Source organism: Streptomyces sp. NPDC087263 (assembly GCF_044744645.1).
Classification (GTDB): Bacteria; Actinomycetota; Actinomycetes; order Streptomycetales; family Streptomycetaceae; genus Streptomyces.
Map to the genome: position 1 here is coordinate 388,490 of NZ_JBIUYT010000001.1, position 25,562 is coordinate 414,051.

Here is a 25,562-nt window from a genome sequence, read left to right on the forward strand (position 1 = left end):
TCTCCACCTGCGTTGCCTGTGGTTACGACCCCGTCTTCACCAACTCCGTCTCCTTCTCGTCCTCCTGCGGTGCCGGAGTGCGGCCCGGCAGGAAGAGGAAGACGATCAGCGCGCCGATGACGGCGACGCCCGCGCCGCACAGAGCGGTGACGTGCATGGCGTGCAGGAAGGCGTCGTTGGCGGGGGTGATGAGGCTCTTGCCCTCGGGGCCGAGCCGGGCGGCGACGCCGAGGGTGGCCTCGATGGATTCGCCGGCGGTGTGGCGGAGGCCGGCCGGGACCAGGGTGAGCTTGTCCTCGATGCTGTTGCGGTAGGCCGCGGACAGGACGGAGCCGAGGACGGCGATACCGAGGGCGCCGCCGACCTGGCGGAAGGTGTTGCTGAGGGCGGAGGCGGAGCCCGCCTTCTCACGCGGCAGGGCCTGCATGATCACGACGCTGGTCGGGGTCATGATGTGCGCCATGCCGGTGCCCATGAAGAAGAAGATGACTTCCAGGATCCAGATCGGCGTGTCCGCGTCCAGCGTGGCGAACGCGGCCAGCATCGCGGCGATCATCAGCAGCCCCGCCGTGCAGGTGGCCTTGTTGCCGAAGCGGTCGACGACGAGACGGGCCCGCGGCGCGAAGATGAGCTGGGCGACGGCGAGCGGCAGCATCAACAGGCCGGTCTGGAGCGGCGAGTAGCCGCGCACGCTCTGCGTGTAGAAGACCGAGAAGAAGGTCACGCCCATCAGCGCGAAGAAGACGAGCGCGATGGCGGACATCGCCGCCGAGAAGACCTTGTTCTTGAAGTAGGTGACGTCGATGGACGGGTGGTCGCTGCGCTTCTCGAACACGACGAAGCCGACGAGCACCGCGATTCCGGCCCCGATGGTCGCCAGGACCGTCGGGTCGGTGAAGTCGGCCAGCTGACCGCCCTTGATGATGCCGTAGACCAGCAGGACGAGACCGATGACGGACAGGACCACGCCGATCGGGTCGACGCGTCCGGGGTTCGGGTCGCGGGAGTCCGGGACCAGCCAGACCATCAGGACCAGCGCGATGAGCACGATCGGTACGTTGACCAGGAAGACCGAGCCCCACCAGAAGTGGTCCAGGAGTACGCCGCCGGTGATCGGGCCGATCGCGATGGCGAGGCCGACGCCGCCGGCCCAGATGCCGATGGCCTTGGGCTGCTCGTCGCGCTCGAAGACGTTCATCAGGACAGAGAGGGTGGCGGGCATCACGAACGCCGCGCCGAGGCCCATCACCGCGCGGAACACGATGAGCTGGACCGGTGAGCCGGACTCGGCGGCCAGCGCCGAACCTATGCCGAACACGGCGAGGCCGGCGAGCAGCACCCTCTTGCGGCCGAGCCGGTCACCGAGGAGGCCCGCGGTGAAGAGCAGCCCGGCGAAGACGAGGGTGTAGGCGTTGATGGCCCACTCCAGCTCACCCTGGGTGGCGCCCAGGCCGATGGGCTCGGGGGTCGAGATCGTCTTGATCGCGACGTTCAGGATCGAGTTGTCGAGCACCACGATCAGCAGGCTCAGCATCAGCACGCCGAGGATGGCCCAGCGGCGCCTGTGCACCGCCTCGGGCACATGTCGTTCAGAAGCGGGAGCGGAAGTTGTCATGGCGACCAGCCTAACCACATTCGATACGACACCGTCTCGTATCGAAAATGCTTTACGGAGACCTTACACAGGGACCTAGGTCGCAGGGCGGAGGCCCCGGAACCCGGTCCCTGGGGCGTCTGCGGGCCCGGTCTAGCCGCGCGTGGCACGAGGTGCCACCATGGAGGTGATCCGGGGACGCCGTCAGGGCGCCTCGAGATGACAGAAGGAGCCGTTGCGATGACGCAGATTTCGGCTGCCGCAAAGCAGCCTGCGGAGGGTGTCCGCCCGTCCACCGACAGCAGCAAGGCGCTGTACGGGGGCAAGAGCACCCGCCGCATCACGGTGCGTGACATCACCTCCGCCAAGGAGCGCGGCGAGAAGTGGCCCATGCTCACCGCGTACGACGCGATGACCGCGTCCGTCTTCGACGAGGCCGGCATCCCGGTCATGCTCGTCGGCGACTCGGCGGGCAACGTCCACCTGGGATACGAGACCACCGTGCCCGTCACCATGGACGAGATGACCATGCTGTCGGCCTCGGTCGTACGGGGCACCTCACGTGCCCTGATCGTGGCGGACCTGCCCTTCGGGTCCTACCAGGAGGGTCCGGTCCAGGCGCTCCGCTCGGCCACCCGCCTCGTCAAGGAGGCCGGGGTCGGCGCGGTGAAGCTGGAGGGCGGCGAGCGCTCGCACCGCCAGATCGAGCTCCTGGTGGAGTCCGGGATCCCGGTCATGGCGCACATCGGCCTGACCCCGCAGTCCGTGAACTCCATGGGCTACCGGGTGCAGGGGCGCGGAGAAGAAGCCGCCCAGCAGCTGCTGCGCGACGCCAAGGCGGTCCAGGACGCGGGCGCGTTCTCCGTCGTCCTCGAACTGGTCCCGGCGGAGCTGGCCGCCGAGGTCACCCGCACCCTGCACATCCCGACGGTCGGTATCGGCGCGGGCCCCGACACGGACGCGCAGGTCCTCGTCTGGACCGACATGCTCGGCCTGACCGGCGGCAGGATGCCGAAGTTCGTCAAGCAGTACGCCAACCTGCGCGAGGTCATGGGCAACGCGGTGAAGGCGTTTGCGGATGACGTCATCGCCGGAACGTTCCCGCTGGACGAGCACTCCGTGCACTGAGATCACCTGAGGACCTGAGGTCCACTGAAGCCACTGCGGCACCGAGGCGACCCGTCGAACATCCCCCGTCGACGGGTCGCTGCCGTTTTTGCGCCTGAACCGGCGCCGCTCTCGCGGACCAAATTGCTCGCCGTGGGGGTTCCTCAATTGATGGTTGCGGTGCGTACTTGCTTCAACAGGCGCGCCCCGCCCCCCAGCCGCGAGGCGGGCTGTCGGTGGTGTGTAGGCGGCCGTGGGCGGGCTGTCGGTGGTTTGTCGGTGGGGGCTGGCACCTTGATGGTCATGACGCGAATCGACAACAAGCCCCGAAGCGGCCAGAGCGCCGTCACCGTACGGGGGCTGGTCAAGCACTACGGCGAGACCAAGGCGCTGGACGGTGTGGACCTGGATGTGCACGAGGGCACCGTCCTCGGTGTGCTGGGTCCCAACGGCGCCGGCAAGACCACCCTCGTCCGGGTGCTGTCCACCCTCATCACCCCCGACTCCGGCCAGGCGACGGTCGCCGGCTACGACGTACTGAAGCAGCCCCGGCAGCTCCGCCGCGTGATAGGCCTCACCGGCCAGTACGCCGCGGTCGACGAGAAGCTCTCCGGCTGGGAGAACCTGTACATGATCGGGCGGCTGCTCGATCTGCCCCGCAAGGACGCCCGCCGGCGTGCCGACGAGCTCCTTGAGCGCTTCTCGCTCACCGAGGCCGGCAAGCGCCCGGCGGCGACGTACTCCGGTGGTATGCGCCGCCGCCTCGACCTCGCCGCCTCCATGATCGGCAGCCCGGCCGTGCTGTACCTGGACGAACCGACGACCGGCCTCGACCCGCGCACCCGCAACGAGGTGTGGCGCGAGGTCAAGCGGATGGTCGCCGACGGCGCCACCGTGCTGCTCACCACCCAGTACATGGAGGAGGCCGAGCAGCTGGCCTCCGAGCTGACGGTCATCGACCGCGGCAAGGTCATCGCCAACGGCCGGATCGACGAGCTGAAGGCGAAGGTCGGCGGCCGCACCCTGCGCGTCCGTCCGGTGGATCCGCTGGAACTGCGCCCGCTGGCCGCGATGCTCGACGAGCTGGGCCTCACCGGCCTCGCCACCTCCGTCGTCGACACCGAGACCGGCACCGTCCTGGTCCCGATCCTCAGCGACGAACAACTCACCGCCGTGGTCGGCGCGGTCACCGCGCGCGGCATCACCATCGGCTCGATCAGCACCGAACTGCCCAGCCTGGACGAGGTGTTCCTGTCCCTCACCGGCCACAAGGCCAGTACCCCGCAGGACAACACCCCGGCCCGCGCCTACGAGGAGGTCTCCGCATGAGTACCGCAGTCATCGATGTCCCCCTCGCCGCGAAGGACGAGGGCCGCATCAGCCCCCGCGCGCACGCGCGCCACATCGGCGCCCTGGTCCGCCGCAACCTGCTGTGGATCCGTCAGGACCCGGAGTCGATGTTCGACGCCATCCTGATGCCGGTCGTCTTCACCCTGCTGTTCGTGTACGTATTCGGCGGCTCCATCGGGCAGTCGCTGGGCGGCGGCCAGGAGGCGTACGTCCAGTACGTGGTGCCCGGTCTGATGGCCATGACGGCGATGAACATCGCGATGGCCGTCGGCACCGGCTTCAACGAGGACTTCCAGAAGGGGGTGATGGACCGGTTCCGCACCCTGCCGATCGGCCAGGGCTCCGTGCTCTTCGCCAAGATCGTGGTGGAGCTGATGCGGATGCTCGTCGCGACGACGGTCCTCCTGGTCGTCGGCGTGCTGGTGGGCTTCGACATCACGAACTGGCCGGGCCTCTTCGCCTCCGTGGGGCTCGCCGCCCTCTTCGGCACCTCCCTGATGTGGATCTTCCTGGCGCTCGGTGTGACGCTGAAGAACGCGCAGTCGGTGCAGGCGCTGGGCTTCCTGGTCCTGATGCCCCTACAGTTCGGTTCGTCGATCTTCTCGCCGACCCAGACCATGCCGGGCTGGCTCCAGGCCTTCACCGACTACAACCCGCTGTCCTCGCTCGCGGACGCCTCGCGCGGACTGATGGTGGGCGGCCCCGTCGCACACGATCTGTGGGTGACCCTCGGCTGGACGGCGCTGATCACCGTGGTGATGGCGCCGTACGCGATCCACAAGTTCCGTACCAAGTCCTGACCTTGGGCACGCCGAGCGACTGCCCGGTCCGGTCCGCGTCAGATGAGGGCGGCGGCCTCCTCCATGGAGAGCCCGCCGCCCTCGGCGTACGCGGCCTGGTACGCCGCGTCGTCCAGTACGGCCCGCAGACCGGCCTCCGCCAGGGTGCGCATCTCGTCCTCCATCGGGGTGACGAAGTGGCCCGGCGGCAGGAAGTGGTAGGCCGCGCCGAGAAGTCGGGCCGCGTCGCGGGCGCGGTCGGCACCGTACAGGCCGGTGAGGGCGATGGCGGCGGTGGTCAGATGGGTGGAGATCAGGTTCGGCGTCATCATCCGCGACAGCGGGTCCAGGGACCGCTCCACGGCCCGCCGCGCCTTGTCCCGGGAGTCCGCGTACCGTCCGTCGACCGCGTCCAGCCAGGCGTCCACCCCGATCACATACCCGTCGAAGATCACGAATGTGCTGGCCCCGAACTCCTCACGCAGCAGTCGCAGTTGCTCGCGCGCCTCGGCGATCCGGCCGGTGCGGCCGAGCCGCATGGTGAGGAAGAGCCGGCCCGCGGGCATGGCTTCGTTGACGGCGCCGAAGCCCTGCGCGAGCACCTCGCGCAGCATCCGTTCGCCCCGCTCGGGCTCGCCCAGCTCGATGTACATACTGCCGAGGCGGACACTCAGTACCGCCGCCTGGGCGCGGGCGCCGAGCCGTTCGGCGTACGCCATCGCCTCCGCGTAGTCCGCGGCGGCCGGCCCGTACTCACCCCGGCGCTCATGGGCCTCACCGCGTGCCGAGAGCGCCTCGGCCGCGCCCCAGGCGTCGCCGACCCGGCCGAAGATCTCCAGCGCCTCGTCGGCGTCACGGGTCGCGTCGCCCGCCCAGTCGGCGCGGTTGGCAAGGATGTTGGCGCGCACCTGGAGGGCAACGGCGAGTTCCCAGTCGAGGCCGAACTCACGGCAGGCGCTGACGGTCACGTCGATGACGGAACGCAACCGCTCCATGTCGCCGGTGAGCAGGACGGCGTAGAACCAGAGGCTGCCGGGGCTGCGGCAGGTCTGCGGGAGGCCAGGCCGGTAGGTCCCGGCGATGACGCGCAGCCTCGCCTGCGCGTCCGGGGTCATCCAGGCCTCCATGTCCATGTCCATACCGGCGAGATGGACGAGATGCACACCGCGCCGCGCCTCTTCGAGGACCTCCGGGCGCAGCGGCGGCGGGGTGGCGGTGACGCTCTCGTACAGCGGGGCGACGGGGCGCGCGGGCGGGGTGAACGGGTCGGGGCCGAGGGCCATGACCTCGGCGGACCAGCTGCGGGCCTCGATGCGCTGGTCGCGCATCTGCCAGTACCAGTTGAGTGACAGGACGAGGCAGATGGCCTCCTGCTCGTCACATTCGGTGACGGCGTGCCGCAGGGCGGTGCGCAGGTTCTCGTACTCGCGTTCAAGGAGCGCGATCGCCGCGGCCTGGCCGTGGCCGCGCAGTTCGGGGTCGGTGGTGCGGGCGAGTTCGCGGTAGTACGTGAGGTGGGCGCGCTCGGCGCCGGCGCGGTCGTCCGACTCGTCGAGGCGCTCGCCCGCGTACTCGGCGACGGTCTCCAGGAGCCGGTAGCGCATCCCGCCGTCCGCCGAAGGGGCGGCCACCACAAGGGACTTGTCGACGAGGGAGCCCAGCGACTCCAGCGCGGCGGGTCCGCAGACGGCCTCGGCTGCGGCGAGATCGCAGCCGCCGGCGAAGACGGACAGCCGCCGCAGTACGTCGCGTTCGTCCTCGTCGAGCAGGTCCCAGGACCAGTCGACGACCGCGCGCAGGGTCTGCTGCCTGGGCAGGACCGTGCGCGCGCCCGAGGTCAGCAGGCGGAACCGGTCGTCGAGGCGGTCGGCGATCTGCCGTGCGGTGAGCAACCGGAGCCGGGCGGCGGCGAGTTCGATGGCGAGCGGCAGTCCGTCCAGGCGCAGGCAGATCTCGGCGGCCGCCGCCGGATCGTCCTCGATCCGGAATCCCGGCCGGGCCGCCGCCCCGCGGTCGGCGAGCAGCCGCAGCGCTACCGGCTCCGGCAGCGGCTCCACCGGGCGTAGCAACTCCCCTGGTACGCCGAGGGGTTCACGACTGGTGGCGAGTACCGTCAGTCCGGGGCAGCGCTCAAGGAGCTCCTCGACGAGGTGCGCGGCGGCGTCCACGACATGCTCGCAGTTGTCGAGGATCAGCAGCATGCGGCGCTTGGCGCAGTGCTCGGCGAGCCGGTTGAGGGGGTCGTCGATCCGGTCCGAGACCGCCCGCATCTCCTCGGCGCCGGCGCCGCGCAGCACGGTCTCGCGCGCGCCGACGGCGGTGAGTACCGCCTCGGGCACGGCCTTCGGGTCGTCCACCGGGGCGAGTTCGGCCAGCCACACCCCGTCCCGTGCCGCGTACGCCACGGCCTCCGCCGCCTCCTGCGAGAGCCGTGTCTTTCCCGCTCCGCCGGGTCCGAGCAGGGTCACGAGCCGGGCCGCCGCGAGGTCGCCCCGGATGGTGTCGATGTCGGCCTCGCGTCCGACGAAGGAGGTGAGGCGGGCGCGGAGGTTGCCGGGGCGGGCGACGGGTTGCGGCGCGGGGGTGCTCCGGGGCGCCGGGGTCAGCAACTCGGTGTGCAGGGTGCGTAGTTCGGGTCCCGGGTCCGAGCCGAGGCGGTCGGCAAGAAGCTGTCGTACGGACTCGTACGCGGCCAGCGCCTCCGCCGGGCGGCCCGCGTCGCGCAGGGCGCGCAGGCGCAGCGCCTGGAGGGGTTCGTCGAGGGGGTGAATGTCGCAGAGGGCGGTGAGTTCGGGCAGCGACTGTTCGGCGCCGCCGAGAGCGAGGGCCGCGGTGAAACGGGCGCGGCGCACGTCGAGGCGACGGGTCTCCCAGCGGGCCGCCTCGGCGGTGCGGTCGGGGAGGTCGGCGAGGGCCGGGCCGTGCCACAGCGCGAGGGCGTCGTCGAGGACGACCGCCGCCTTCGCGCTGTCGCCGTCGGCCAGCGCGCGGGTGCCCTCGCCCGCCAGCCGCTCGAAACGGTGCAGGTCGATGTCGTCCCGGCCCGCGGTCAGCCGGTAGCCGCCCTCGTCCGAGTCCACCGCCTCCGCGCCCAGCGCCCTGCGCAGCCGGCCGACCAGCGCCTGGACCGCGCCGGGCGCGTCCGCGGGCTGGTCGCCGTCCCACACCTCGTCCACCAGGACGGACACCGGCACGGTCCGTCCCGCCCGGAGCGCGAGCACGGTCAGCAGGGCACGCAGCCGCGCCCCGCCGACCGGGACGGGCGTGCCGTCGGAGCGGAGTGCCTGGGTGGTGCCGAGGATGCGGTAGCGCACGGGGTCCATTGTCACTGGTGAGGGCCCGGCTCCGCTTCCGGGTTTCGAACCCGCGTGATCCGGGAGAAGTTGAGGAGGAGGGTCTGCGATCATCACGGCAGCTCCTCAGGGGAATCGCTTGCAGCGTAGCGAGTGTCAGGAACCTCTGGCCGTCCGCAGGACGTTCTTCACAGACCACCGGTACGGTCGACCGCACACCCCCCAGCCCACCCCAGGAGCCCCACCTCATGACCACCACAGCCTCCCGGCGCAGTGACCGGAGGATCAGCCCCGTCTTCATCGGGATCGTGGCCGTGACGGCGGTGACCGGCTGGGCGACCTGGACCGGGTTCGCCGACAAGCCCCGTCTGGCCGTGTTCCTGTTCGTGACGGCCGCGTGGATCGTCTCGCTCTGTCTGCACGAGTACGCCCACGCGCGCACCGCCCTGCACAGCGGGGACATCTCGATCGGCGCGAAGGGTTACCTGACGCTCAACCCGCTCGCCTATACGCACGCGCTCCTGAGCATCATCCTGCCCGTCGTCTTCGTGATCTTGGGCGGGATCGGTCTGCCGGGCGGTGCGGTCTTCATCGACCGGAGCAGGATCCAGGGCCGCTGGAAGCACAGTCTGATCTCGGCGGCGGGCCCGCTGACCAACGTCCTCTTCGCGATCGTCTGCACGGCGCCGTTCTGGCTGGGCGCCCTGGACGGAGTGCCGGACCCGTTCCGCTACGCGCTGGCGTTCCTCGCGATGCTCCAGATCACGGCCGCGATCCTGAACTTCCTGCCGGTGCCGGGCCTCGACGGCTACGGCGTCATCGAGCCCTGGCTGTCGTACGGCGTCCGCCGCCAGGTGGAGCCGTTCGCGCCGTTCGGTCTGCTCGCCGTGTTCGCGGTGCTGTGGATCCCGTCGGTGAACACCGCGTTCTTCGACGCGATCTACTGGATCCTCGGCGGCCTGGGCATCGACGACGTCGAGCGCTACTGCGGTCAGAACCTGTACCGCTTCTGGGACGGCGTCAACGAGTACTGCACCGTCACCCAGTGACGGACCCCGATCCCGTACGCGCCTTGCCGCGCCGCGCGTAGTACCACGTCATGTTGGACGACAGTCCGGCCAGCAGCACCCACACGATCCCCAGCAAGCTGCCCTGGACGAAGGAGACCACGGCCGCGGCGACGGCCAGGACGCAGACGGCGAGTGCGTAGAAGGCGAGTCGCCGGGCCGGGGCGGGTGGGGGCAAGAGGGACATGGGATCGGCTCCTGTCGGGGGACACTGATGGCCACCAGTGTCCCCCACGTGACTTATACGTCCGTCACCCGCAGGCCCGCGTGGGCCTTGTAGCGCCGGTTCACCGAGATGAGGTTGGCGACCAGGGACTCGACCTGGTGGGCGTTGCGCAGCCGCCCGGAGAAGACGCCGCGCATGCCGGGGATACGTCCGGCGAGCGCCTGGACGATCTCGACGTCCGCGCGCTCCTCGCCGAGGACCATCACGTCGGTGTCGATCTCCGCGATCTCCGGGTCCTGGAGGAGGACGGCCGAGAGGTGGTGGAAGGCCGCGGTGACCCGCGAGTCCGGCAGCAGGGTGGCGGCCTGTTCGGCGGCGCTGCCCTCTTCCGGCTTCAGCGCGTACGCGCCCTTCTTGTCGAAGCCGAGCGGGTTGACGCAGTCGACGACGAGCTTGCCGGCCAGTTCCTCGCGCAGGGACTCCAGGGTCTTGCCGTGTCCGTCCCACGGCACCGCGACGATCACGATGTCGCTGCGCCGCGCGCACTCGGCGTTGTCGGCGCCCTCGACGCCGTACCCGAGTTCCGCGGCGGCGCTCTGCGCACGGTCCGCGGCACGCGAGCCGATGATCACCTTCTGGCCGGCCTTGGCGAGCCGGTAGGCCAGGCCCTTGCCCTGAGGGCCGGTGCCGCCGAGTACGCCGACGACGAGCCCGGACACGTCGGGAAGGTCCCAGGGGTCCTTGGCGGGGGCCTTCTGTGCGCCGGCGGTGGAGGCGCTGTCGGTAGAGGTCATGAGCCGACTTTACGTGCGCGGATCCCTGGCGCGGATCCCGGGCATGCATGGGGGTCAGGTGAGGGCCGTCAGGGGGATGCGGCGGAAGACGATCGTCTCGTACGCGCCGAAGTCGCCCGTCTCGTAGAGGAGTCCGAGGGTCGTGGCGTCGACGCGTACGAGATCGGAGTACGCGGCCGGCAGTCCGTCGACCGTGTGCGCGGGGCGCCAGGTGACGCCGTCGTCGGTGGAGGCGCGGACGGTCATCAGGGCGCGGAAGCCGGGGTCGGCGGGACCGGAGTAGAGGAGCAGGTCGGGGTCTCGGAGCTGGAGGACGCTGCCCTGGACCACGGGGGCGGTGAGGCCTGCCTGCGGGCGGAAGGGCTTGACCAGGCTCTCGCCGCCGTCGTGGGAGTAGGCGTCGGCGCGGGTGCCGGGGGCGGGTGAGTCGTTGCGGGTGTTGAAGTAGACGCGTCCGTCGGGGAGTTCGGCGGCGGTGGTCTCGTTCGCGTTGATGTAGCCGCTGGGGTTGTCGTCGACGTATCCGATGCGCCAGGTCCGGCCGTCGTCGTCGCTCAGCAGGCAGTGGCCGCCGTCGTACTTGCCCTCGGTGCCAGTGTCCGTGCCGGTCGGCGGGAGGGAGTGGTTGGCGGGGACGACGACCCGGCCGGAGGTCAGCCGGAGGGCGTGGCCCGGCGTGGTGGCGTACCACCGCCAGGTCTCCACCTTGGTCTGCGCGGTGATGTCCGTGGGGCTCGACCAGCTGAGGCCTTCGTCGTCGCTGTGCTGGACCCAGACGCGGCGGCCGTCGGCGGCCGACACCTCGCCGCGGCGGATGGCGGCCTCGGTGGCGGCAGCCGCGTTGCGGACGTGGACGAGCAGGACGCGGCCGCTGTCGAGGACGACGGGGGCCGGGTTGCCCGCGAGGTGCTCACCGTTCTCGGCGGCGACCCGGAGCGGGCCCCAGGTGCGGCCGCCGTCCGTGGACCGCTTCAGCACGATGTCGATGTTCCCGAAGTCCTCCCGGGAGCCGACCCTCCCCTCACAGAAGGCGAGCAGGGTCCCGCCTGCGGTGGCGACGACGGCCGGGATGCGGAAGCTGGCGTAGCCTTCCCGGCCCGCCTCGAAGGGGACGGACGTCTCGATGCCCTCGGTGACCTCAGCGTCCTCGGTGACCTCTGCGTCCTCGATGCCCTTGGTGTCCTCGGTGCCCTTGGTGCTTGTCATGCGTCTCTTCTTACCGCTTGATTCGGCACCTTGCCCAACTTGGGCTAATTCGGGGTGAACTCCGTGTCCCGGGGGGCCGGTTGCGGCAGGATGCGTCCCCATGGATGCCGTACGGGTCGCGTTGCTGCGTGAAGTGCTCGCCGGGACCGAGTGGTTGGGGGCCACGCGGCGGTTCGCGGGGGTGCTGCGGGGGTCCGTGGTGTCGTACGGGGGCGGGTTGTTGCTGGTGGGGACGGAGGAGTACGAGCCCTGGCATCTCGCCGCGCATCTGGTCGACGAGGCGGCGTGGTCGGGGACGCCGGAGCTGTCGCCGACGCTGGTGCGGCATGCGGCGCGGGGGTCGGATCCGGCCCACCTGGCGGTGGGGCTCGGGCGTATCGAGGCCGCGCGGCGGGGGGAGACCTTGCTGGTGGTGTCGCCGGGTGCGACCGGGGCGCCGCTCCTGGAACGGGTTCATGACGCCCGTCGGGCCGGGGCGACGGTGCTGGCGCTGTCCGCGGGGGGTTCTGAGCTGTTGGGGCTGGCCCACGAGTCGCTTGCCGTGCCGGCCGATCCCGAGCTGGATCTCGATACCGTGCAGCATCTTGTGAGTGCGGGGGCTGGGGAGTGTGCGTTGCCTGCGCCGCGGGGGCGGCGCCGCTTTCGTGACCGGTTGTCCCGGCTGGCGGACCAGTTGACGGCTCCGCCGTCTGCGCGGTGGTGATCTCTATCCCGCCCGCCCGCTCACCACCCGCCCGACTCGGTCTCCCATCCCGCCTGCGGCGGCCACCCTCGAACCACCCTTCCCGACCGCCCACCCGACTCGCCACTCCTTCCCGCCTGCGGCGGCCACCCTCGAACCACCCTTCCCGTCCGCCCACCCGACTCGCCACCCCTTCCCACCCGCGGCGGGCCGGCTCCCGTAGCCGAAATGCAGTTGCCTCACACCGGGGCGTCGCCCAGCATGGCCCGTCGTGACTGATGACGACCTCGCACCGCTCCGTTCGCTGCTGCCGGATCTCGCGCCCTGGCGGGCCTCCGCCGAGTTCCGTCGGGTGTGGGTGGCCGGGCTGATCACGACGTTCGGGAGTTTCCTGACCTTCGTCGCACTGCCCGTGCAGATGAAGGAACTCACCGGATCCGTGGTGGCGGTGGGGGCGATCGGGGCCGTGGAACTGGTGCCGATGGTGGTGTTCGGGTTGTACGGCGGGGCGCTCGCCGACGCTCTGGACAAGCGGAAGCTGATCGTCTACACGGAGGCCGGGCAGGGGGTGCTGTGCGCCGCGCTGCTCGTCAACTCGGCTCTGCCGCACCCGACGGTGTGGCCGCTGTACGTGGTCGCCGGACTCAGCTCCGCGCTCGGCGCCGTCCAGCGCCCCGCGTTGGACTCGCTCCTGCCGCGGATCGTGGCGCACGAGCACCTGCCGGCCGCGGCCTCGCTCAACGCGCTGCGCTGGACCGTCGGCGGCGTCGCGGGCCCGGCGCTCGCGGGTGTCGTCGTGGCCTATGCCGGGCTCGGCTGGGCGTACGCCGTGGACCTCGTGACGTTCCTGGTGTCCGTGCTGCTGGTGGTCGGGCTGACGGCGTCACCCGCGGCGCGCGAGGCCGCGAAGCCGTCGCTGCGGTCGATCGCGGAGGGCGCCCGGTATGCGTGGAGCCGCAAGGAGCTTCTCGGCACGTACGCCATCGACCTCGCCGCGATGTTCTTCGCGATGCCGCTCGCCCTGCTGCCCTTCCTCGCGGACGAACTCGGGGCCCCGTGGTCGCTGGGGCTGATGTACGCGGCACTGCCGGCCGGGGCGCTGCTCGTGACCCTCACCAGCGGGTGGACCTCTCGGATCCACCGGCACGGGCGGATGGTGGTCCTCGCGGCGGCCGGCTGGGGATTCGCCATGGTCGCCGCGGGTGTGATGGGCAATGTCTGGCTGGTGTTGCTCTGCCTCGTCCTCGGCGGCGCCTTCGATATGGTCAGCGGGATCTTCCGGGCCGCCATGTGGAACCAGACGATCCCGGACGAGCTGCGGGGCCGGCTCGCCGGGATCGAGCTGCTGTCCTACTCCGCCGGGCCGCAGCTGGGGCAGGTCCGCGCGGGCGGGATGGCGGCGTGGACGAGTGTCCGGGCCTCGATCTGGGCAGGCGGGCTGCTCTGCGTGGGCGCGGTGGGACTGCTGGCGCTCTGCCTCCCCAAGCTGATGACGTACGACGTACGGACGAATCCGCATGCGCTGCGGATGCGGGACGCGCGGCGGTCGGTCAGCGGGGTTTCGTCAGGTTGACGCCGGTGGGGGGGGTAGACCCGGCCTACGGCCGGAGTCCTTTCCCACCCGCACGACCCATGACTGTCGGCCGACAGTCGCCGGCCCCCAGCGTCGGCCGAGCACCATGGGCGGCTGCTGCGGGTCACCAGCCGCCCGCGCGCTCAGTCCTCGTCAGGGCCCGGCTCCGTCCCCTTCGCGTCGTGCCACTTCGGGTCCGTCTCCCATTCGAGGTTGCGCTCGCGGGCGATTTCCATCGCGCGCTGGGCCTCGGCTCGGGAGGCGTACGGACCGAAGCGGTCCTTGCCGGGGCAGTCGGGGCCTTCCTCGACGGTCTTGTGTTCCAGGCAGTAGTACCACTCGCCGGGCTTGCCGACGGTGCGCTTCTTGAAGAGGGCCATGACCGGCTCCTTTCGCCACGGACATGGTCCCCCACGTCCGCTGGTTAGACTCGCTGGCATGTCTGGCCAGTCGCTGCTCGTACCAGGGGAGCTCTCTCCCACCCGTCCCGTCCCGGGAAACATCAGGCGCCCCGAGTACGTGGGCAAGCCCGCCCCCACGCCGTACACCGGCCCGGAGGTGCAGACGCCCGCGACGATCGAGGCGATGCGGATCGCCGGGCGGATCGCCGCGCGGGCGATGGCCGAGGCCGCGAAGCTCATCGCGCCGGGCGTCACGACGGACGAGCTGGACCGGGTCGCGCACGCCTATATGTGTGACCACGGCGCCTATCCGTCGACCCTCGGCTACCGCGACTTCCCCAAGTCGCTGTGCACCTCCGTGAACGAGGTCATCTGCCACGGCATCCCCGACTCCACGGTGCTGCGCGACGGCGACATCATCAACCTCGACGTGACGGCGTACATCGGCGGTGTGCACGGCGACAACAACGCCACCTATCTCGTCGGCGACGTGGACGAGGAGAGCAAACTGCTCGTCGACCGGACCCGCGAGTCGCTGGAGCGCGCCATCAAGGCGGTCAAGCCGGGCCGCCAGATCAACATCATCGGCCGCGTCATCGAGTCGTACGCGAAACGCTTCGGGTACGGGGTGGTCCGGGACTTCACGGGGCACGGGATCAACTCCTCCTTCCACTCCGGGCTGATCATTCCGCACTACGACAGCCCCCACGCGACGACCGTCATCCAGCCCGGGATGACCTTCACCATCGAGCCGATGCTGACGCTCGGTACGCACGAGTACGACATGTGGGACGACGGCTGGACGGTCGTGACGAAGGACCGCAGGCGGACGGCGCAGTTCGAACACACGCTGGTCGTCACGGACAGCGGCGCCGACATCCTCACGCTGCCGTAACCCCCGATCCTCCGGTACTTCCGAGCCTCACAGCCCGCCCTGTTCCCGGGGCGGGCTTTTTCATGTGGATCTGATCGGGATCCAGGGTACGTTTTTACCGACAGGACGTCGGGAACCAGTTGACTTAGGTAAGGCTAACCATAGAAAATCCGACTGCTGCTGTCTTCCCCTTCACCACCGGAGGTCCACCATGAACTCGTCGGGTACGGCGTTCTCGACGCTCATCCGCACCGCTTCGCACGAGCAGCACACGGAGGCGGAGACCTCGACGTTCATGAGCGACCTACTCGGCGGCAGGCTCGGTGTGGAGGCGTACGCGCGCTACACCGAGCAGCTGTGGTTCGTGTACGAGTCGTTGGAGACGGACGCCGGAAAGCTGGCGTCCGATCCGGTGGCCGGGCCCTTCATCCAGCCCGAACTGTCGCGCCGCGCCGCGCTGGAGGCCGACCTCGCCCACCTCCGTGGCCCCGACTGGCGCACGACCCTCACCGCCCTGCCGGCGACCCGGGCCTACGCGGCCCGCGTCGCCGAGTGCGCCCACACCTGGCCCGGCGGCTACGTCGCCCACCACTACACCCGCTACCTCGGCGACCTCTCCGGCGGCCAGATCATCCGCGGCAAGGCCGAACAGACCTGGGGCTTCGTCCGCAAGGGCGACGGCGTCCGGTTCTACGTCTTCGAGGACATCACCAACCCCGCCGCCTTCAAGCGCACCTACCGCGAACTCCTCGACGCCATCCACGCCGACGACCTGGAGAAGCAACGGATCGTGACGGAGTGCAAGCGGGCTTTCGCCCTGAACACCGATGTCTTCCGTGCCCTCGGGGAGGAGTTTCCCCTCACCGCGTGATGTTCCAGCCCGTCCGGCGTCTGAGGACGAGCGCGTTCGGCGCGTTCGGGGCGATCTGGGGGTCTGGGGGCGGAGCCCCCGGGGGACGGGCATGGGCAGGGGCGGAGGGGGCGAGCTGCATCCCTCAGCGGCTTCGCCGCGACCCCACCCGCCCCACCCACCTCACCCGCGCATCAACCGCACCCGACCCCCCACCTCGACCCATCCCCCCGGCTGCGGCGCCGTAAGGATCTGAGACCCGGCCCCCTGGACGATGTTGAGCGCCCGCCCGAGCCGAGCCGTCAGCTGGAGGGCCGCCGCCCCCGTGGCCTCGTCCTCCTCGATGGCGTCCCCGCGCCCGGGGAACCCACGGGCTCGGACCCGCCCCGCGGCCTCGTCCTCCCACGCCCAGGCGTAGATCCACTCCCCGGAGGGCGGCACGGGCAGCGCATCCACCTCGTCAGCCGTGGCGTACTGACGCAGTGTGCGCGGCTCCGGCCACTCCGGACGGGCCTCGATCCAGCTGAACTCACCGTCCAGCCGAACCCCCACCACCCCGGCAGGCGTGACCAGTTCGGGCACGTCGAGCAGCCAGCCCGTCCCGACACACGGATGTCCGGCGAAGGGCAGTCGCAGCGTGGGCGTGTAGATGTCGATGACCCCGCGCTCGGGGTCGTCCACGAACACGGTCTCGCTGAACCCGAGTTTCGCGGCGAAAGCCAGCCGGTCCTCGCTGTCCGGCATGACGGAGCCCTCACGGACGACCCCGAGTTCGTTGCCGTATCGCCCGCCGGAACCGCAGAAGACCCGCAGCACGTCATATTCAGTCACTCCGGCATTCAAACACCACTCGCGCCACAAGCCCGCCCCAGCCCACCGGACCGCCGAAGGCGACCGGGGCCGGGGCCGGGGTGGGTTGCCGCACCAGTGCGGGTGAACCGGGCTACGCCGTACGTCGCCTGCGCATCGCGAGCACCACACCCGCGCCCGCCGCGACGATCACCGCGGACGCGGCGCCGAGCGCATCGACCGGTACGTCCGAGCCGGTCGAGGCGAGCGAACCGCTCGTGCCGCCGGTCGTGGAGCCGGTCGTGCCGGTGCCGCCCGTCGTACCGGACGTGCCCGAGCCGCCCGTCGTACCGGAGCCGCCCGTGGTCGACTCGTCGTCATCGTCGGGCAGTTGGGCGCCCTCGTCCACCGCGACGGCCAGGTCCACCGGGTCCAGTTCGGTGCCCGCCGTGTAGAATCCGCCGAAGGCCTTCGCACCGGAGTCCGTCAGCGTGGCCGTGACGTCGTCGAGCTCGATCACGCCGTCCTGGACGGTGAGTTGACCCGTGGCGGCCTTGAGCTCGGCGAGGACGACGTCCTCGGACTTCTCGCCGAGGCTGTCGACGTCGGCGGTCAGTTCGCCGGAGCCATCGTCGAGTTCCGTCCTGAGGTCACTGAAGGTGAGGTCGAGGCCGTACTCGCCGTTCGTCTCGTGGCCCTTGAAGTTCACCGCGCCCGCGAAGGCGGCGGAGACGGTGTCGGCATCGGTGTCGTAGGTACCGGTGCCGTCGACGAAGGTGAAGACGCCGTTGCCGGTGGCCTGGGTCGCGCCGCCGGACGCGGCGATCCTGCCCTGGGCGACGCTTCCCACGACGTACGAACGGAAGGACTCCTTCACGCCCCAGCCGAGCGTGCCGTCGACGATCTCGCCCTTCGTGGCGGAGCTCTCGGAGGGCGAGGGGCTCGTCGTCTGTGTGGGCGACGGCGTCGTGGTCCGCGTGGCCGTCGGCGTCGGCGTCGTGGTCTTCGTTGCGGTGGGCGTCGGGGTCGGCGTCGGGGTCGGCGTCGGGGTCGGCGTCGTCTTCTGGACCAGCGTCAGCGGGTCCCCGGCCGCGTTCTCGTAGCTCGCGCTGCCGAGGACGTCCGCCGCCTCAGCCGTCAGCTTGGTCGCCATGTCCTTCATGTCGCGGGTGACGGTGGCCGTGGCGAGCGGCACGTCGTCCGTCGTCGTCGTACCCGTCGCGGTGGTCTTCGTCACGTCGGCGGTGATCTCGGTGGTGGCGCTGTCGAACCGCACGTCGGACAGCGTGATGTCGAAGCCGTGCGCCTTGGAGGCGATGTTCAGGCTGCCCTTGAAGCCGAGGTCCAGGGTGTGCGCCTCGGTGTCGTAGGTGCCGCTGCCGTCCACGAAGGTGAACGCGCCGTTGCCCGTGGCCTGCGTGGCGCCGTCCGCGGGCGTGAAGGTACCGGCCGCCATCCCGGTCACGTACGTGCGGTACGACTGTTTGATCCCCCACGTCAACTCGTAGCCGGTGAGGGGGGTTTCGGCCGCCGCGGCGGTGGTCGCGCCAACGGTGGCGAGCGCGGTGGCGCCCAGTGCGGCGGCCGTGGCGACGGCTGCGGTGAGGGCGAGGGGGCGGCGTGCTCTGACGGGCATGGTGGCGGTTCTCCTTGGTGGGTGATCCGGACAAGCGGCGGACGGTGTAAGGGGGCTCAGCCCTCGTCTGGGACTGCGGCGGACGATGTAAGGGAGTTCAGTCCACGTCCGACACTGCGGCGGACGACGTAACGGAGTTCAGTCCTCGTCGGCGACCGCGGCGGCCGTTCGGGCTCTGCGCCTGCGGACGACGAACGCGTAGGCCGCGCCCGCCACCAGCAGGGCGCCGGTCACCAGGCCGATGGGCAGGACCGGTGCGCCGTCGGAGGTGCTCGCGGCGGCCTCGGCCGTGTCGGTCCTGGTTTCGGTCGCCGCCTCCGGGGTGACCGAGGGCGATGCGCTCTCGGTGGCCGAACTGCCCAGGTCGGGCAGGGCGGGCAACGCCGCGTCGTCGGTGAGGGCGACGGCGAGCGAGAGGGGATCCATCGCCGTGCCCGTCTGGTACATCCCGCCGAAGGCCTTGGCGCCCTGGGCGGTGAGCTTCGTCGGCACCTCGGTCAGCTCGACGAGGTCGCCCTTCGGGGTGAAGTCCTTCGCAGTGAAGGTGGCGAGCGCGACCTTCCTGCCGGTGAAGCCCACGCTCGTCACATCGGCGTACAGCGTGCCCTTGGCGTCCTCGACGGTCACCCGGACGCCGCTCAGCTTCAGGTCGAGACCCTGTTCGCCGGTGAAGCGCACCGCGCCGTCGAACTCCGCCTCCAGCGAGCGTGCGTCCTTCTTGTACGTCCCCTCACCGGCGGGGAAGCGGAAGAGCGCGCCGCCGTCCTGGGCTCCCGACGACAGGGTCCACCCGCCCTGGGCGATATCCCCGGTGACGTACTCGCGGAAGGTGCGGCGCACGCCCCAGTCGACGGCGCCGTTCGCGATGGTGCCCGAAGTCTCCTTCTTCGCGGCGGACTTGGTGGGCGTGGGGGTGCTCGACGCCTTCGGCGCGGCCGCCGCCTGTACGTCCGCGGACAGGCTCACCGGGTCCAGCGCGGTGCCGGCCGTGTAGTACCCGGCGAAGGACTGTGCACCTTGTGAAGTCAGCGTGGCGGGAAGGCTGTTGAGCTGGACGGCGTTGCCGCCGCCCCTCATGTCGATCCCGCCCAGGGAGAGGGAGGCGAAGGGCACCTGCGGGGACGTCGTGACCGTCCCCGTGCCCTTCGCCTTGCTGATGATGTCGACGTAGAGGGTGCCGCTGCCGCCGGAGATGCGGACGGTGGGGCGGCTGATCGTGAGGTCGAGCTGGTACGTGCCGTCGTCCTCCTTGTGCCCGACGAAGTGGACCCCGCCGGAGAAGGAGGCCGAGAAGGCGCCACTGTCGCCGTCGTACGTACCCGTCGCCGAGTGGAAGCGGAACTGGCTTGCGCCGACCGTGGCCGCCCCTCCGGTGAGGGAGTAACTCCCCTTGGCGATGGGCCCGGTGACATAGCTCTGGAAGGAGGACTTGATGCCCCAGTCGAGCCGGCCGCCCTGCACACTGCGGCCGGCGGCGTGCGCGGCGGTGGCGGGGAGCAGCGCCCCCAGCAGAGCTCCGAGCGCGGCGACACAGACCGCGGTGATCAGGGCCCTCAGGCGCACGGGCATGGGTGTCCTCCGGGTACGAACTCAGGATCCGGCCGCTTCTGGCGAGAAAGGTAAGGCTAACCTAAGCTATGCCCGCATGTGTCGGAAGAGGCCGGATGAAGACCGAGAGCCGGTTGAAGACCGAGAGGACGGATGGACGAGGATGAGGATGAGGGACGGGACAGCGCATCGTCGGCGCACACGAACGGCGGGCGCCCTGCTCTCCGCGCTCGCCCTCCTCACGGCCGCGACCGGGTGCGGCGGCTCCGCCGAGAACGCGGAGTCGCCCGACAAGACCTCTGTCTCCGCCACCGCCGACCGCGTCGAACCCCTCGCGGATCCCGCGAAGCCCCAACTCCCCGTCACCGTCGGCTCGTCCGACGGCAAGAAGGTGACGGTCCGGGCCGCCGAGCGGATCGTCCCGCTCTCCGGCAGTCTCAGCGAGATCGTCTTCACGCTCGGGCTCGGTGACCGGGTCGTCGCCCGTGACATCACCGCCACCTTCGCGCAGGCGGAGAAGCTGCCGGTCGTCACCCGCAACCACGACGTCTCGGCGGAGAGCGTCCTCTCCCTCAAGCCGGACCTCGTCCTCGCCGAGACGACGACCGGGCCCGACGAGGCCATGGAGCAGATCCGCGACGCGGGTGTCCCCGTCCTCGTCGTCGACCCGGCGCTCGGCCTCGACGACGTGGGCCCGCGCATCCAGGCGGTGGCCGACGCCCTCGGCGTACCGGCCGACGGAAAACGGCTCACCCAGCGCTCAGAGGACCGGATCGCCGCCGTACGCAAGGCGATTCCGGCCCACGAGGAGCATCCGCGCGTCGCCTTCCTCTACCTCCGCGGCTCCGCCTCCGTCTATCTCATCGGCGGCAGGGGCTCGGGAGCCACCTCGCTGCTGGAGGCCGCCGGAGCGGTCGACGCGGGCGCCGAGTCGGGCCTGGAGAAGGACTTCACGACCATCACCACCGAGGCCTTGGCGCAGGCCGCGCCGGACGCGATCCTCGTGATGACCAAGGGACTCGAATCGGTCGGCGGGATCGACGGCCTGGTCAAGATCCCTGGCGTCGCACAGACCCCTGCCGGGATGGAGCGCCGGGTCGTCTCGATCGAGGACGGGGTGCTCCTCAACTACGGGCCTCGCACGGACGAAGTCCTCAAGTCGATCGTCGACCAGCTGTACGGGGACGCCAAGTGACGGTGCGCGAGGAGGCGATGCCCGAACGGGCGGAACCCGAAGAGACGGTAGCCGAGCAGGCCGTGCCCGAAGAGCCCGCAGTCGAGCGAGCCGTGCCCGAAGAGCCCATGGCCAAAGAGCCCGTCCTCGGAAAACCCGTACGCGGAAAGGCCGTTGGAGCCCCCACGGACTCCCCCGCCTCCCCCGCTTCCCCGGCCCCTCCCGCCCGCAGCACCCCCTGGCTCCTCACCGCCGTCCTCCTTGCCGCCCTCCTCGTGCTGGTGCCCGTCGCCGCGGGACTCGGTGCCTATCCGATTCCCACCGGTGACGTACTGGGCTCCGTGCTGCACCGGATCGGTCTGGGTGGCGCCGAGTTGGACCGGGTCGCCGAGTCGGTGCTGTGGAACGTCCGTTTCCCGCGGATCGTGCTCGCGCTGCTCGTCGGTGCCTCGCTGGGCTGTGCGGGCGCGCTGATGCAGGGCGTGTTCGGCAATCCGCTCGCCGAGCCGGGGGTCATCGGCGTCTCTTCGGGCGCGGCGGTCGGCGCGGTCGCCGCGATCTCGCTCGGTCTCCACTTCCTCGGTACGTGGACCGTCCCGGCCTTCGCCTTCGTCTCGGGGCTCGGCACGGTGCTGGTCGTGTACGCGATGTCGCGCTCGGGCGGACGGACGGAGGTGGTGACGCTGATCCTCACCGGTATCGCGCTGAACGCCTTCGCGGGTGCGCTGATCGGGCTGTTCATCTTCTTCGCGGAGAGCACCGCGGCGGTCAACCAGATCACCTTCTGGCAGCTCGGCTCGCTCTCCCAGGCCACCTGGCCCAAGGTGCTCGCCGTACTGCCGTGCGCGGTCGCCGGTCTGGCCCTCGCGCCGTTGTACGCCCGGCGGTTGGATCTCCTGTCGCTCGGCGAGCGGCCTGCCCGGCATCTGGGCGTGGACGTGGAGCGGCTGCGGATCATCCTGGTGTTCGTCATCGCCCTGCTGACCGCGGCGGCCGTGAGCGTCTCCGGGATCATCAGCTTCGTCGGTCTGGTCGTGCCGCATCTGCTGCGGATGGCGGCGGGGCCGGGGCACCGCTTCCTGGTTCCGGCCAGCGCGCTGTGCGGCGCGCTCGTACTGCTCGGCGCCGACCTCACGGCCCGTACCGTTGCCGCCCCCGCCGAACTCCCGCTCGGCGTCCTCACCGCCCTGCTCGGCAGCCCGTTCTTCCTCTGGCTGCTGCGCAGGACCCGTCGCAGGCAAGGAGGCTGGGCATGAGGTTCCCGCGTACGGGGCGCCCCACGCCCCCTCCCCCGGCCGCGCCCGGCGACGTACTCGCCGAGGCCGAGGGGCTCCATGTCCGGCTCGGCGCCCGCGAGGTGCTGTGCGGCGTGGACGTCACCGCCCGGGCCGGCGAGGTCCTCGCCCTGGTCGGCCCCAACGGTGCGGGAAAGTCGACCCTGTTAAGCGCGCTGGCCGCCGATCTGCGGCCCTCCGCCGGAGTCGTACGCGTCCACGGCCGCCCGGCCGCACAGTGGTCGGCGCCCGAACTCGCCCTGCGCCGTGCCGTGCTCCCCCAGTCGGCCGCGCTCTCCTTCCCGTTCACGGTCGACGAGGTCGTACGGATGGGCCGGGCGCCCTGGGCCGGACAGTCCGACGCCGCCGACGACGATGCGGCCGTGGCCGATGCCATGGCGGCGACGGAGGTCGCGGCGTTCGCGGGCCGTCCCTTCTCGGCGCTGAGCGGCGGTGAGCGGGCGCGGGTCGCGCTCGCCCGGGTGCTCGCCCAGCGCGCTCCCCTGCTGCTGCTCGACGAGCCGACCGCCGCGCTCGACCTGCGGCACCAGGAGCTGGTGCTCCGGGTCTGCCGGGAAAGGGCGCACGCGGGGGACGCCGTGGTCGTGGTGCTGCACGATCTGGGGCTCGCGGCGGCGTACGCGCACCGGGTGGTGATTCTGTGCGCCGGGCGCGCGGTGGCCGACGGGCCGCCGGCCGGGATCTTCACCGACGCGTTGCTCTCGGATGTCTACAAGCAGCAGGTCGAGGTGTTTCCGCATCCGCGCACCGGCGAGGTCCTGATCGCCCCCCGCCGCCGATCTTGACCCACTCTTTACCATCCCGTGGGCTGCGGATTGAGCCACCGTGATCACCTCGCGCTCATACACCGTCCATGAGAGCTGAATCACTGGACGGACGGGTACCACTCAGGTAAGCCTCAGATAAGTTAGGTCTGCCTCACCTGGATCTTTGCCGTTTCTGTGAACCCGTCGAGCCCCGCCTGGAGCCTTAATGCGTCCCGTCCGACTCTCCGTCGCCACAGCCGTCGCCGGCGCGGCGGTTCTGACCGCCGTCACGGGCTGCACCGAGAAGAGCGATACGTCGAGCAGTGACAACCTCGTCGAGGTGACCGCCACCGACTCCAAGTGCGAGGTGTCCAGGACGGAGTTCCCCGCCGGGCACGTCAAGATCTCCGTGGAGAACAAGGGCTCCAAGGTGACCGAGGTCTACCTCCTCTTCCCGGACGACCGGATCGTCACCGAGCGCGAGAACATCGGGCCGGGCACCAAGCAGACGGTCACCGCCGAGGTGAAGGCCGGTGACTACCGGATCGCCTGCAAGCCCGGCATGACGGGCGACGGCATCCGCCAGGACGTCAAGGCCACCGGCGGCACGGTCGCCAAGCGTGACCCGCGGCTCGACAAGGCCGTCGCCGCCTACCGCTCGTACGCGCAGGCGCAGGCCGACGCGACGCTGCCGAAGGTCAAGGTCTTCACCGACGCCGTCAAGGCCGGCGATCTGGAGGCCGCGAAGAAGGCGTACGCGCCCTCGCGGATCGGCTGGGAGCGCACCGAGCCGGTCGCCGAGTCCTTCGGCAACATCGACCCGAAGGTCGACGTCCGCGCGGACGGTCTGGAGCCCGGCCAGGAATTCACCGGCTGGCACCGCCTGGAGAAGTCCCTCTGGCAGGACAAGAAGATCACCGCCGAGGACAAGACCCTCGCCGACCAGCTGGTGACGGACCTGACCGACTGGCAGACGCGGGTGGGCAAGGCCGACATCACCCCGACCTCCATGGCCAACGGCGCCAAGGAACTCCTCGACGAGGTCGCCACCGGCAAGGTCACCGGCGAGGAGGAGCGCTACTCGCACACCGACCTGGTCGACTTCAAGGCCAACGTCGAGGGCGCACAGGAGTCGTACACGCTCCTCAAGCCGGTCGCCGGCGAGAACGACGCGGCGCTGACGAAGGAACTGGACAAGCAGTTCGCGGCGCTGAACACGCTGCTCGACAAGTACCGCGCGGACAAGACGTCCTACGAGTTCACCTCGTACGACAAGGTCGGTGACGCCGACCGCAAGGAGCTCTCGGACGCGGTCAACGCGCTCGCCGAGCCCCTGTCCAAGCTCGCCGCCGCTGTCGTGAAGTAGACGAGGGGTCACCATGACGGACACCTCCACCGGTTCCACTCCCTCCCGGCGTTCGCTGATCAGCTGGGGCGGGGCGGGTCTCGCGCTCGGTGCCGCCGCTGCCGGTGGCGCGGTGGCGATGACCCAGGCGGGCAGCGACGTGGAACCGGCCGCCGAGTCCGGCGCCGCGATCGCCTTCCACGGAGCGAACCAGGCCGGCATCGCGACACCCGTGCAGGACCGGCTGCACTTCGCCGCGTTCGACGTGAAGACGGACGACCGCGCCGAGTTCGTCCAGCTCCTCAAGGACTGGACCGAGGCGGCACGGCGGGTCACCGCCGGGCAGGCGGTCGGTGAGGGCGCGTACGGCGGCCTGGCCGAGGCGCCGCCGGACGACACCGGTGAGGCGCTGGGCCTCAGCCCCTCGCGGCTGACGCTGACGATCGGCTTCGGGCCGTCGCTCTTCGCGAAGTTCGGTCTGGCGGGCCAGCGGCCGGCGGCCCTCGTCGACCTGCCGAAGTTCGCGGGCGACAACCTGGATGGGAACCGCAGCGGCGGCGACCTGTGCATCCAGGCCTGCGCGGACGACCCGCAGGTCGCGGTGCACGCGATCCGCAACCTCGCCCGGATCGGCTTCGGCAAGGTCGTCATGCGCTGGTCCCAACTGGGCTTCGGCAAGACCTCCTCGACGACGCCGGACGCGCAGACCCCTCGTAACCTCATGGGCTTCAAGGACGGCACCCGCAACATCGCGGGGACGGAGACCGACCGGCTGAAGAAGTTCGTGTGGGTGGAGGAGGGGGACGAGAAGGACGCTGCGGCCTGGATGGCCGGGGGCTCGTACCTCGTCGCCCGGCGGATCCGGATGAACATCGAGACCTGGGACCGGACTTCGCTCCAGGAGCAGGAGGACATCTTCGGCCGCGACAAGGCCGAGGGCGCCCCGGTCGGCAAGGCGAAGGAGCGCGACGAGCCGTTCCTGAAGGCGATGAAGCCCGACGCGCACGTACGGCTCGCGCACCCCGACTCCAACCACGGGGCGACGCTCCTGCGCCGCGGCTACTCCTTCACCGACGGCACGGACAGCCTCGGCCGCCTGGAGGCGGGCCTGTTCTTCCTCGCCTACCAGCGCGATGTGCGCACCGGCTTCATCCCGGTGCAGCGCAGCCTGGCCGTCGACACGCTCAACGAGTACATCCAGCACGTGGGTTCGGCGGTCTTCGCGATCCCACCAGGCGTCCGCGACAAGGACGACTGGTGGGGCCGGGCACTGTTCACCAAGGAGGCATAGCC

The 25,562-nt window shown here is 70.7% G+C and carries 22 protein-coding genes; 13 read left to right on the plus strand and 9 right to left on the minus strand.

Going from position 1 to position 25,562, the window contains the following annotated elements:
• Positions 1–22: 22 nt before the first annotated feature.
• Positions 23–1,615 (minus strand): MFS transporter, encoded by a 1,593-nt coding sequence (locus tag ACIPC1_RS01745; RefSeq protein ID WP_402512388.1) that lies wholly within the window; start codon positions 1,613–1,615, stop codon positions 23–25.
• 219 nt (positions 1,616–1,834) lie between these two features.
• On the opposite strand from ACIPC1_RS01745, the gene panB reads away from it, so the two are divergent.
• The 3 genes from panB (at position 1,835) to ACIPC1_RS01760 (ending at position 4,851) form a co-directional block, all read left to right on the plus strand.
• Entirely contained in the window at positions 1,835–2,722 is an 888-nt protein-coding gene (gene panB / locus ACIPC1_RS01750; RefSeq protein WP_402512390.1) for a 3-methyl-2-oxobutanoate hydroxymethyltransferase, read from the plus strand.
• Positions 2,723–3,004: 282 nt separating this feature from the next.
• Positions 3,005–4,030 carry an ATP-binding cassette domain-containing protein gene (locus ACIPC1_RS01755; RefSeq protein WP_402512392.1) on the plus strand — a complete coding sequence of 342 codons (1,026 nt, stop codon included), beginning with the start codon at positions 3,005–3,007 and terminating at the stop codon, positions 4,028–4,030.
• A complete protein-coding gene (locus tag ACIPC1_RS01760) occupies positions 4,027–4,851 on the plus strand; it encodes an ABC transporter permease (RefSeq protein WP_402512393.1) in 825 nt (274 codons plus the stop codon). The genes ACIPC1_RS01755 and ACIPC1_RS01760 overlap by 4 nt, the downstream gene beginning before the upstream one ends.
• Positions 4,852–4,889: 38 nt before the next feature.
• On the opposite strand, the gene ACIPC1_RS01765 is transcribed toward ACIPC1_RS01760, so the two are convergent.
• Positions 4,890–8,153, minus strand: a complete 3,264-nt coding sequence (locus tag ACIPC1_RS01765) for a BTAD domain-containing putative transcriptional regulator (RefSeq protein WP_402513356.1) — start codon at positions 8,151–8,153, stop codon at positions 4,890–4,892.
• Positions 8,154–8,371: 218 nt separating this feature from the next.
• Here ACIPC1_RS01765 and ACIPC1_RS01770 point away from each other — a divergent pair, with 218 nt between their 5' ends.
• Positions 8,372–9,172, plus strand: a complete 801-nt coding sequence (locus ACIPC1_RS01770; RefSeq protein WP_402512395.1) for a site-2 protease family protein — start codon at positions 8,372–8,374, stop codon at positions 9,170–9,172.
• Here the strand turns inward: ACIPC1_RS01770 and ACIPC1_RS01775 are convergent.
• From ACIPC1_RS01775 to ACIPC1_RS01785, 3 genes are read right to left on the minus strand one after another with little or no spacing between them, the layout of a single operon-like run.
• The gene (locus tag ACIPC1_RS01775) at positions 9,162–9,377 is read right to left on the minus strand and encodes a hypothetical protein (protein WP_384384820.1); all 216 of its coding nucleotides are present in this window, start codon (positions 9,375–9,377) and stop codon (positions 9,162–9,164) included. The genes ACIPC1_RS01770 and ACIPC1_RS01775 overlap by 11 nt on opposite strands.
• Before the next feature lie 53 nt (positions 9,378–9,430).
• Positions 9,431–10,150, minus strand: a complete 720-nt coding sequence (gene npdG / locus ACIPC1_RS01780; protein WP_402512397.1) for an NADPH-dependent F420 reductase — start codon at positions 10,148–10,150, stop codon at positions 9,431–9,433.
• Positions 10,151–10,204: 54 nt separating this feature from the next.
• On the minus strand, positions 10,205–11,356 hold the full coding sequence (locus ACIPC1_RS01785) for an exo-alpha-sialidase (RefSeq protein WP_402512399.1): 1,152 nt from the start codon (positions 11,354–11,356) through the stop codon (positions 10,205–10,207).
• A gap of 100 nt (positions 11,357–11,456) precedes the next feature.
• Between ACIPC1_RS01785 and ACIPC1_RS01790 the strand changes: the two genes are divergently transcribed.
• Positions 11,457–12,059, plus strand: a complete 603-nt coding sequence (locus tag ACIPC1_RS01790; protein WP_402512401.1) for a hypothetical protein — start codon at positions 11,457–11,459, stop codon at positions 12,057–12,059.
• A gap of 250 nt (positions 12,060–12,309) precedes the next feature.
• Complete coding sequence (locus ACIPC1_RS01795) at positions 12,310–13,611, plus strand: MFS transporter (RefSeq protein ID WP_402512402.1); 1,302 nt, start codon at positions 12,310–12,312, stop codon at positions 13,609–13,611.
• A gap of 143 nt (positions 13,612–13,754) precedes the next feature.
• On the opposite strand, the gene ACIPC1_RS01800 is transcribed toward ACIPC1_RS01795, so the two are convergent.
• Positions 13,755–13,991 carry a hypothetical protein gene (locus ACIPC1_RS01800; RefSeq protein WP_384384805.1) on the minus strand — a complete coding sequence of 79 codons (237 nt, stop codon included), beginning with the start codon at positions 13,989–13,991 and terminating at the stop codon, positions 13,755–13,757.
• A gap of 58 nt (positions 13,992–14,049) precedes the next feature.
• Here ACIPC1_RS01800 and map point away from each other — a divergent pair, with 58 nt between their 5' ends.
• Together map and ACIPC1_RS01810 are read left to right on the plus strand one after the other, a co-directional pair.
• On the plus strand, positions 14,050–14,907 hold the full coding sequence (gene map, locus ACIPC1_RS01805; RefSeq protein WP_402512405.1) for a type I methionyl aminopeptidase: 858 nt from the start codon (positions 14,050–14,052) through the stop codon (positions 14,905–14,907).
• Between the two features lie 190 nt (positions 14,908–15,097).
• Positions 15,098–15,757 (plus strand): heme oxygenase (biliverdin-producing), encoded by a 660-nt coding sequence (locus ACIPC1_RS01810; RefSeq protein WP_402512406.1) that lies wholly within the window; start codon positions 15,098–15,100, stop codon positions 15,755–15,757.
• Positions 15,758–15,919: 162 nt separating this feature from the next.
• Here ACIPC1_RS01810 and ACIPC1_RS01815 read toward each other — a convergent pair whose 3' ends face one another.
• From ACIPC1_RS01815 to ACIPC1_RS01825, 3 genes are all read right to left on the minus strand, one after another.
• Positions 15,920–16,567 carry a PhzF family phenazine biosynthesis protein gene (locus tag ACIPC1_RS01815; RefSeq protein ID WP_384384798.1) on the minus strand — a complete coding sequence of 216 codons (648 nt, stop codon included), beginning with the start codon at positions 16,565–16,567 and terminating at the stop codon, positions 15,920–15,922.
• A 112-nt stretch (positions 16,568–16,679) separates the two neighbouring features.
• The gene (locus ACIPC1_RS01820; protein WP_402512408.1) at positions 16,680–18,161 is read right to left on the minus strand and encodes an HtaA domain-containing protein; all 1,482 of its coding nucleotides are present in this window, start codon (positions 18,159–18,161) and stop codon (positions 16,680–16,682) included.
• A 138-nt stretch (positions 18,162–18,299) separates the two neighbouring features.
• On the minus strand, positions 18,300–19,730 hold the full coding sequence (locus ACIPC1_RS01825) for an HtaA domain-containing protein (protein WP_402512410.1): 1,431 nt from the start codon (positions 19,728–19,730) through the stop codon (positions 18,300–18,302).
• Between the two features lie 148 nt (positions 19,731–19,878).
• Between ACIPC1_RS01825 and ACIPC1_RS01830 the strand changes: the two genes are divergently transcribed.
• From ACIPC1_RS01830 to efeB, 5 genes are all read left to right on the plus strand, one after another.
• Positions 19,879–20,904, plus strand: coding sequence for a hemin ABC transporter substrate-binding protein (locus tag ACIPC1_RS01830; RefSeq protein WP_402512411.1), 1,026 nt, complete (start codon positions 19,879–19,881; stop codon positions 20,902–20,904).
• Positions 20,905–21,011: 107 nt separating this feature from the next.
• Complete coding sequence (locus tag ACIPC1_RS01835) at positions 21,012–22,139, plus strand: FecCD family ABC transporter permease (protein WP_402513358.1); 1,128 nt, start codon at positions 21,012–21,014, stop codon at positions 22,137–22,139.
• Positions 22,136–22,963 (plus strand): heme ABC transporter ATP-binding protein, encoded by an 828-nt coding sequence (locus ACIPC1_RS01840; protein WP_402512412.1) that lies wholly within the window; start codon positions 22,136–22,138, stop codon positions 22,961–22,963. The genes ACIPC1_RS01835 and ACIPC1_RS01840 overlap by 4 nt, the downstream gene beginning before the upstream one ends.
• Before the next feature lie 187 nt (positions 22,964–23,150).
• Entirely contained in the window at positions 23,151–24,290 is a 1,140-nt protein-coding gene (efeO, locus tag ACIPC1_RS01845; protein WP_402512414.1) for an iron uptake system protein EfeO, read from the plus strand.
• Positions 24,291–24,303: 13 nt separating this feature from the next.
• Positions 24,304–25,560 (plus strand): iron uptake transporter deferrochelatase/peroxidase subunit, encoded by a 1,257-nt coding sequence (gene efeB, locus ACIPC1_RS01850; protein ID WP_402512416.1) that lies wholly within the window; start codon positions 24,304–24,306, stop codon positions 25,558–25,560.
• The last annotated feature ends 2 nt before the right edge of the window (positions 25,561–25,562 follow it).

Coding starts and splice junctions, on each gene's coding strand:
- ACIPC1_RS01745 (WP_402512388.1), bottom strand. CDS start 1,615: ATGACAACTTCCGCTCCCGCTTCTGAACGACATGTGCCCGAGGCGGTG.
- panB (WP_402512390.1), top strand. CDS start 1,835: ATGACGCAGATTTCGGCTGCCGCAAAGCAGCCTGCGGAGGGTGTCCGC.
- ACIPC1_RS01755 (WP_402512392.1), top strand. CDS start 3,005: ATGACGCGAATCGACAACAAGCCCCGAAGCGGCCAGAGCGCCGTCACC.
- ACIPC1_RS01760 (WP_402512393.1), top strand. CDS start 4,027: ATGAGTACCGCAGTCATCGATGTCCCCCTCGCCGCGAAGGACGAGGGC.
- ACIPC1_RS01765 (WP_402513356.1), bottom strand. CDS start 8,153: ATGGACCCCGTGCGCTACCGCATCCTCGGCACCACCCAGGCACTCCGC.
- ACIPC1_RS01770 (WP_402512395.1), top strand. CDS start 8,372: ATGACCACCACAGCCTCCCGGCGCAGTGACCGGAGGATCAGCCCCGTC.
- ACIPC1_RS01775 (WP_384384820.1), bottom strand. CDS start 9,377: ATGTCCCTCTTGCCCCCACCCGCCCCGGCCCGGCGACTCGCCTTCTAC.
- npdG (WP_402512397.1), bottom strand. CDS start 10,150: ATGACCTCTACCGACAGCGCCTCCACCGCCGGCGCACAGAAGGCCCCC.
- ACIPC1_RS01785 (WP_402512399.1), bottom strand. CDS start 11,356: ATGACAAGCACCAAGGGCACCGAGGACACCAAGGGCATCGAGGACGCA.
- ACIPC1_RS01790 (WP_402512401.1), top strand. CDS start 11,457: ATGGATGCCGTACGGGTCGCGTTGCTGCGTGAAGTGCTCGCCGGGACC.
- ACIPC1_RS01800 (WP_384384805.1), bottom strand. CDS start 13,991: ATGGCCCTCTTCAAGAAGCGCACCGTCGGCAAGCCCGGCGAGTGGTAC.
- map (WP_402512405.1), top strand. CDS start 14,050: ATGTCTGGCCAGTCGCTGCTCGTACCAGGGGAGCTCTCTCCCACCCGT.
- ACIPC1_RS01810 (WP_402512406.1), top strand. CDS start 15,098: ATGAACTCGTCGGGTACGGCGTTCTCGACGCTCATCCGCACCGCTTCG.
- ACIPC1_RS01820 (WP_402512408.1), bottom strand. CDS start 18,161: ATGCCCGTCAGAGCACGCCGCCCCCTCGCCCTCACCGCAGCCGTCGCC.
- ACIPC1_RS01825 (WP_402512410.1), bottom strand. CDS start 19,730: ATGCCCGTGCGCCTGAGGGCCCTGATCACCGCGGTCTGTGTCGCCGCG.
- ACIPC1_RS01830 (WP_402512411.1), top strand. CDS start 19,879: ATGAGGGACGGGACAGCGCATCGTCGGCGCACACGAACGGCGGGCGCC.
- ACIPC1_RS01835 (WP_402513358.1), top strand. CDS start 21,012: ATGGCCAAAGAGCCCGTCCTCGGAAAACCCGTACGCGGAAAGGCCGTT.
- ACIPC1_RS01840 (WP_402512412.1), top strand. CDS start 22,136: ATGAGGTTCCCGCGTACGGGGCGCCCCACGCCCCCTCCCCCGGCCGCG.
- efeO (WP_402512414.1), top strand. CDS start 23,151: ATGCGTCCCGTCCGACTCTCCGTCGCCACAGCCGTCGCCGGCGCGGCG.
- efeB (WP_402512416.1), top strand. CDS start 24,304: ATGACGGACACCTCCACCGGTTCCACTCCCTCCCGGCGTTCGCTGATC.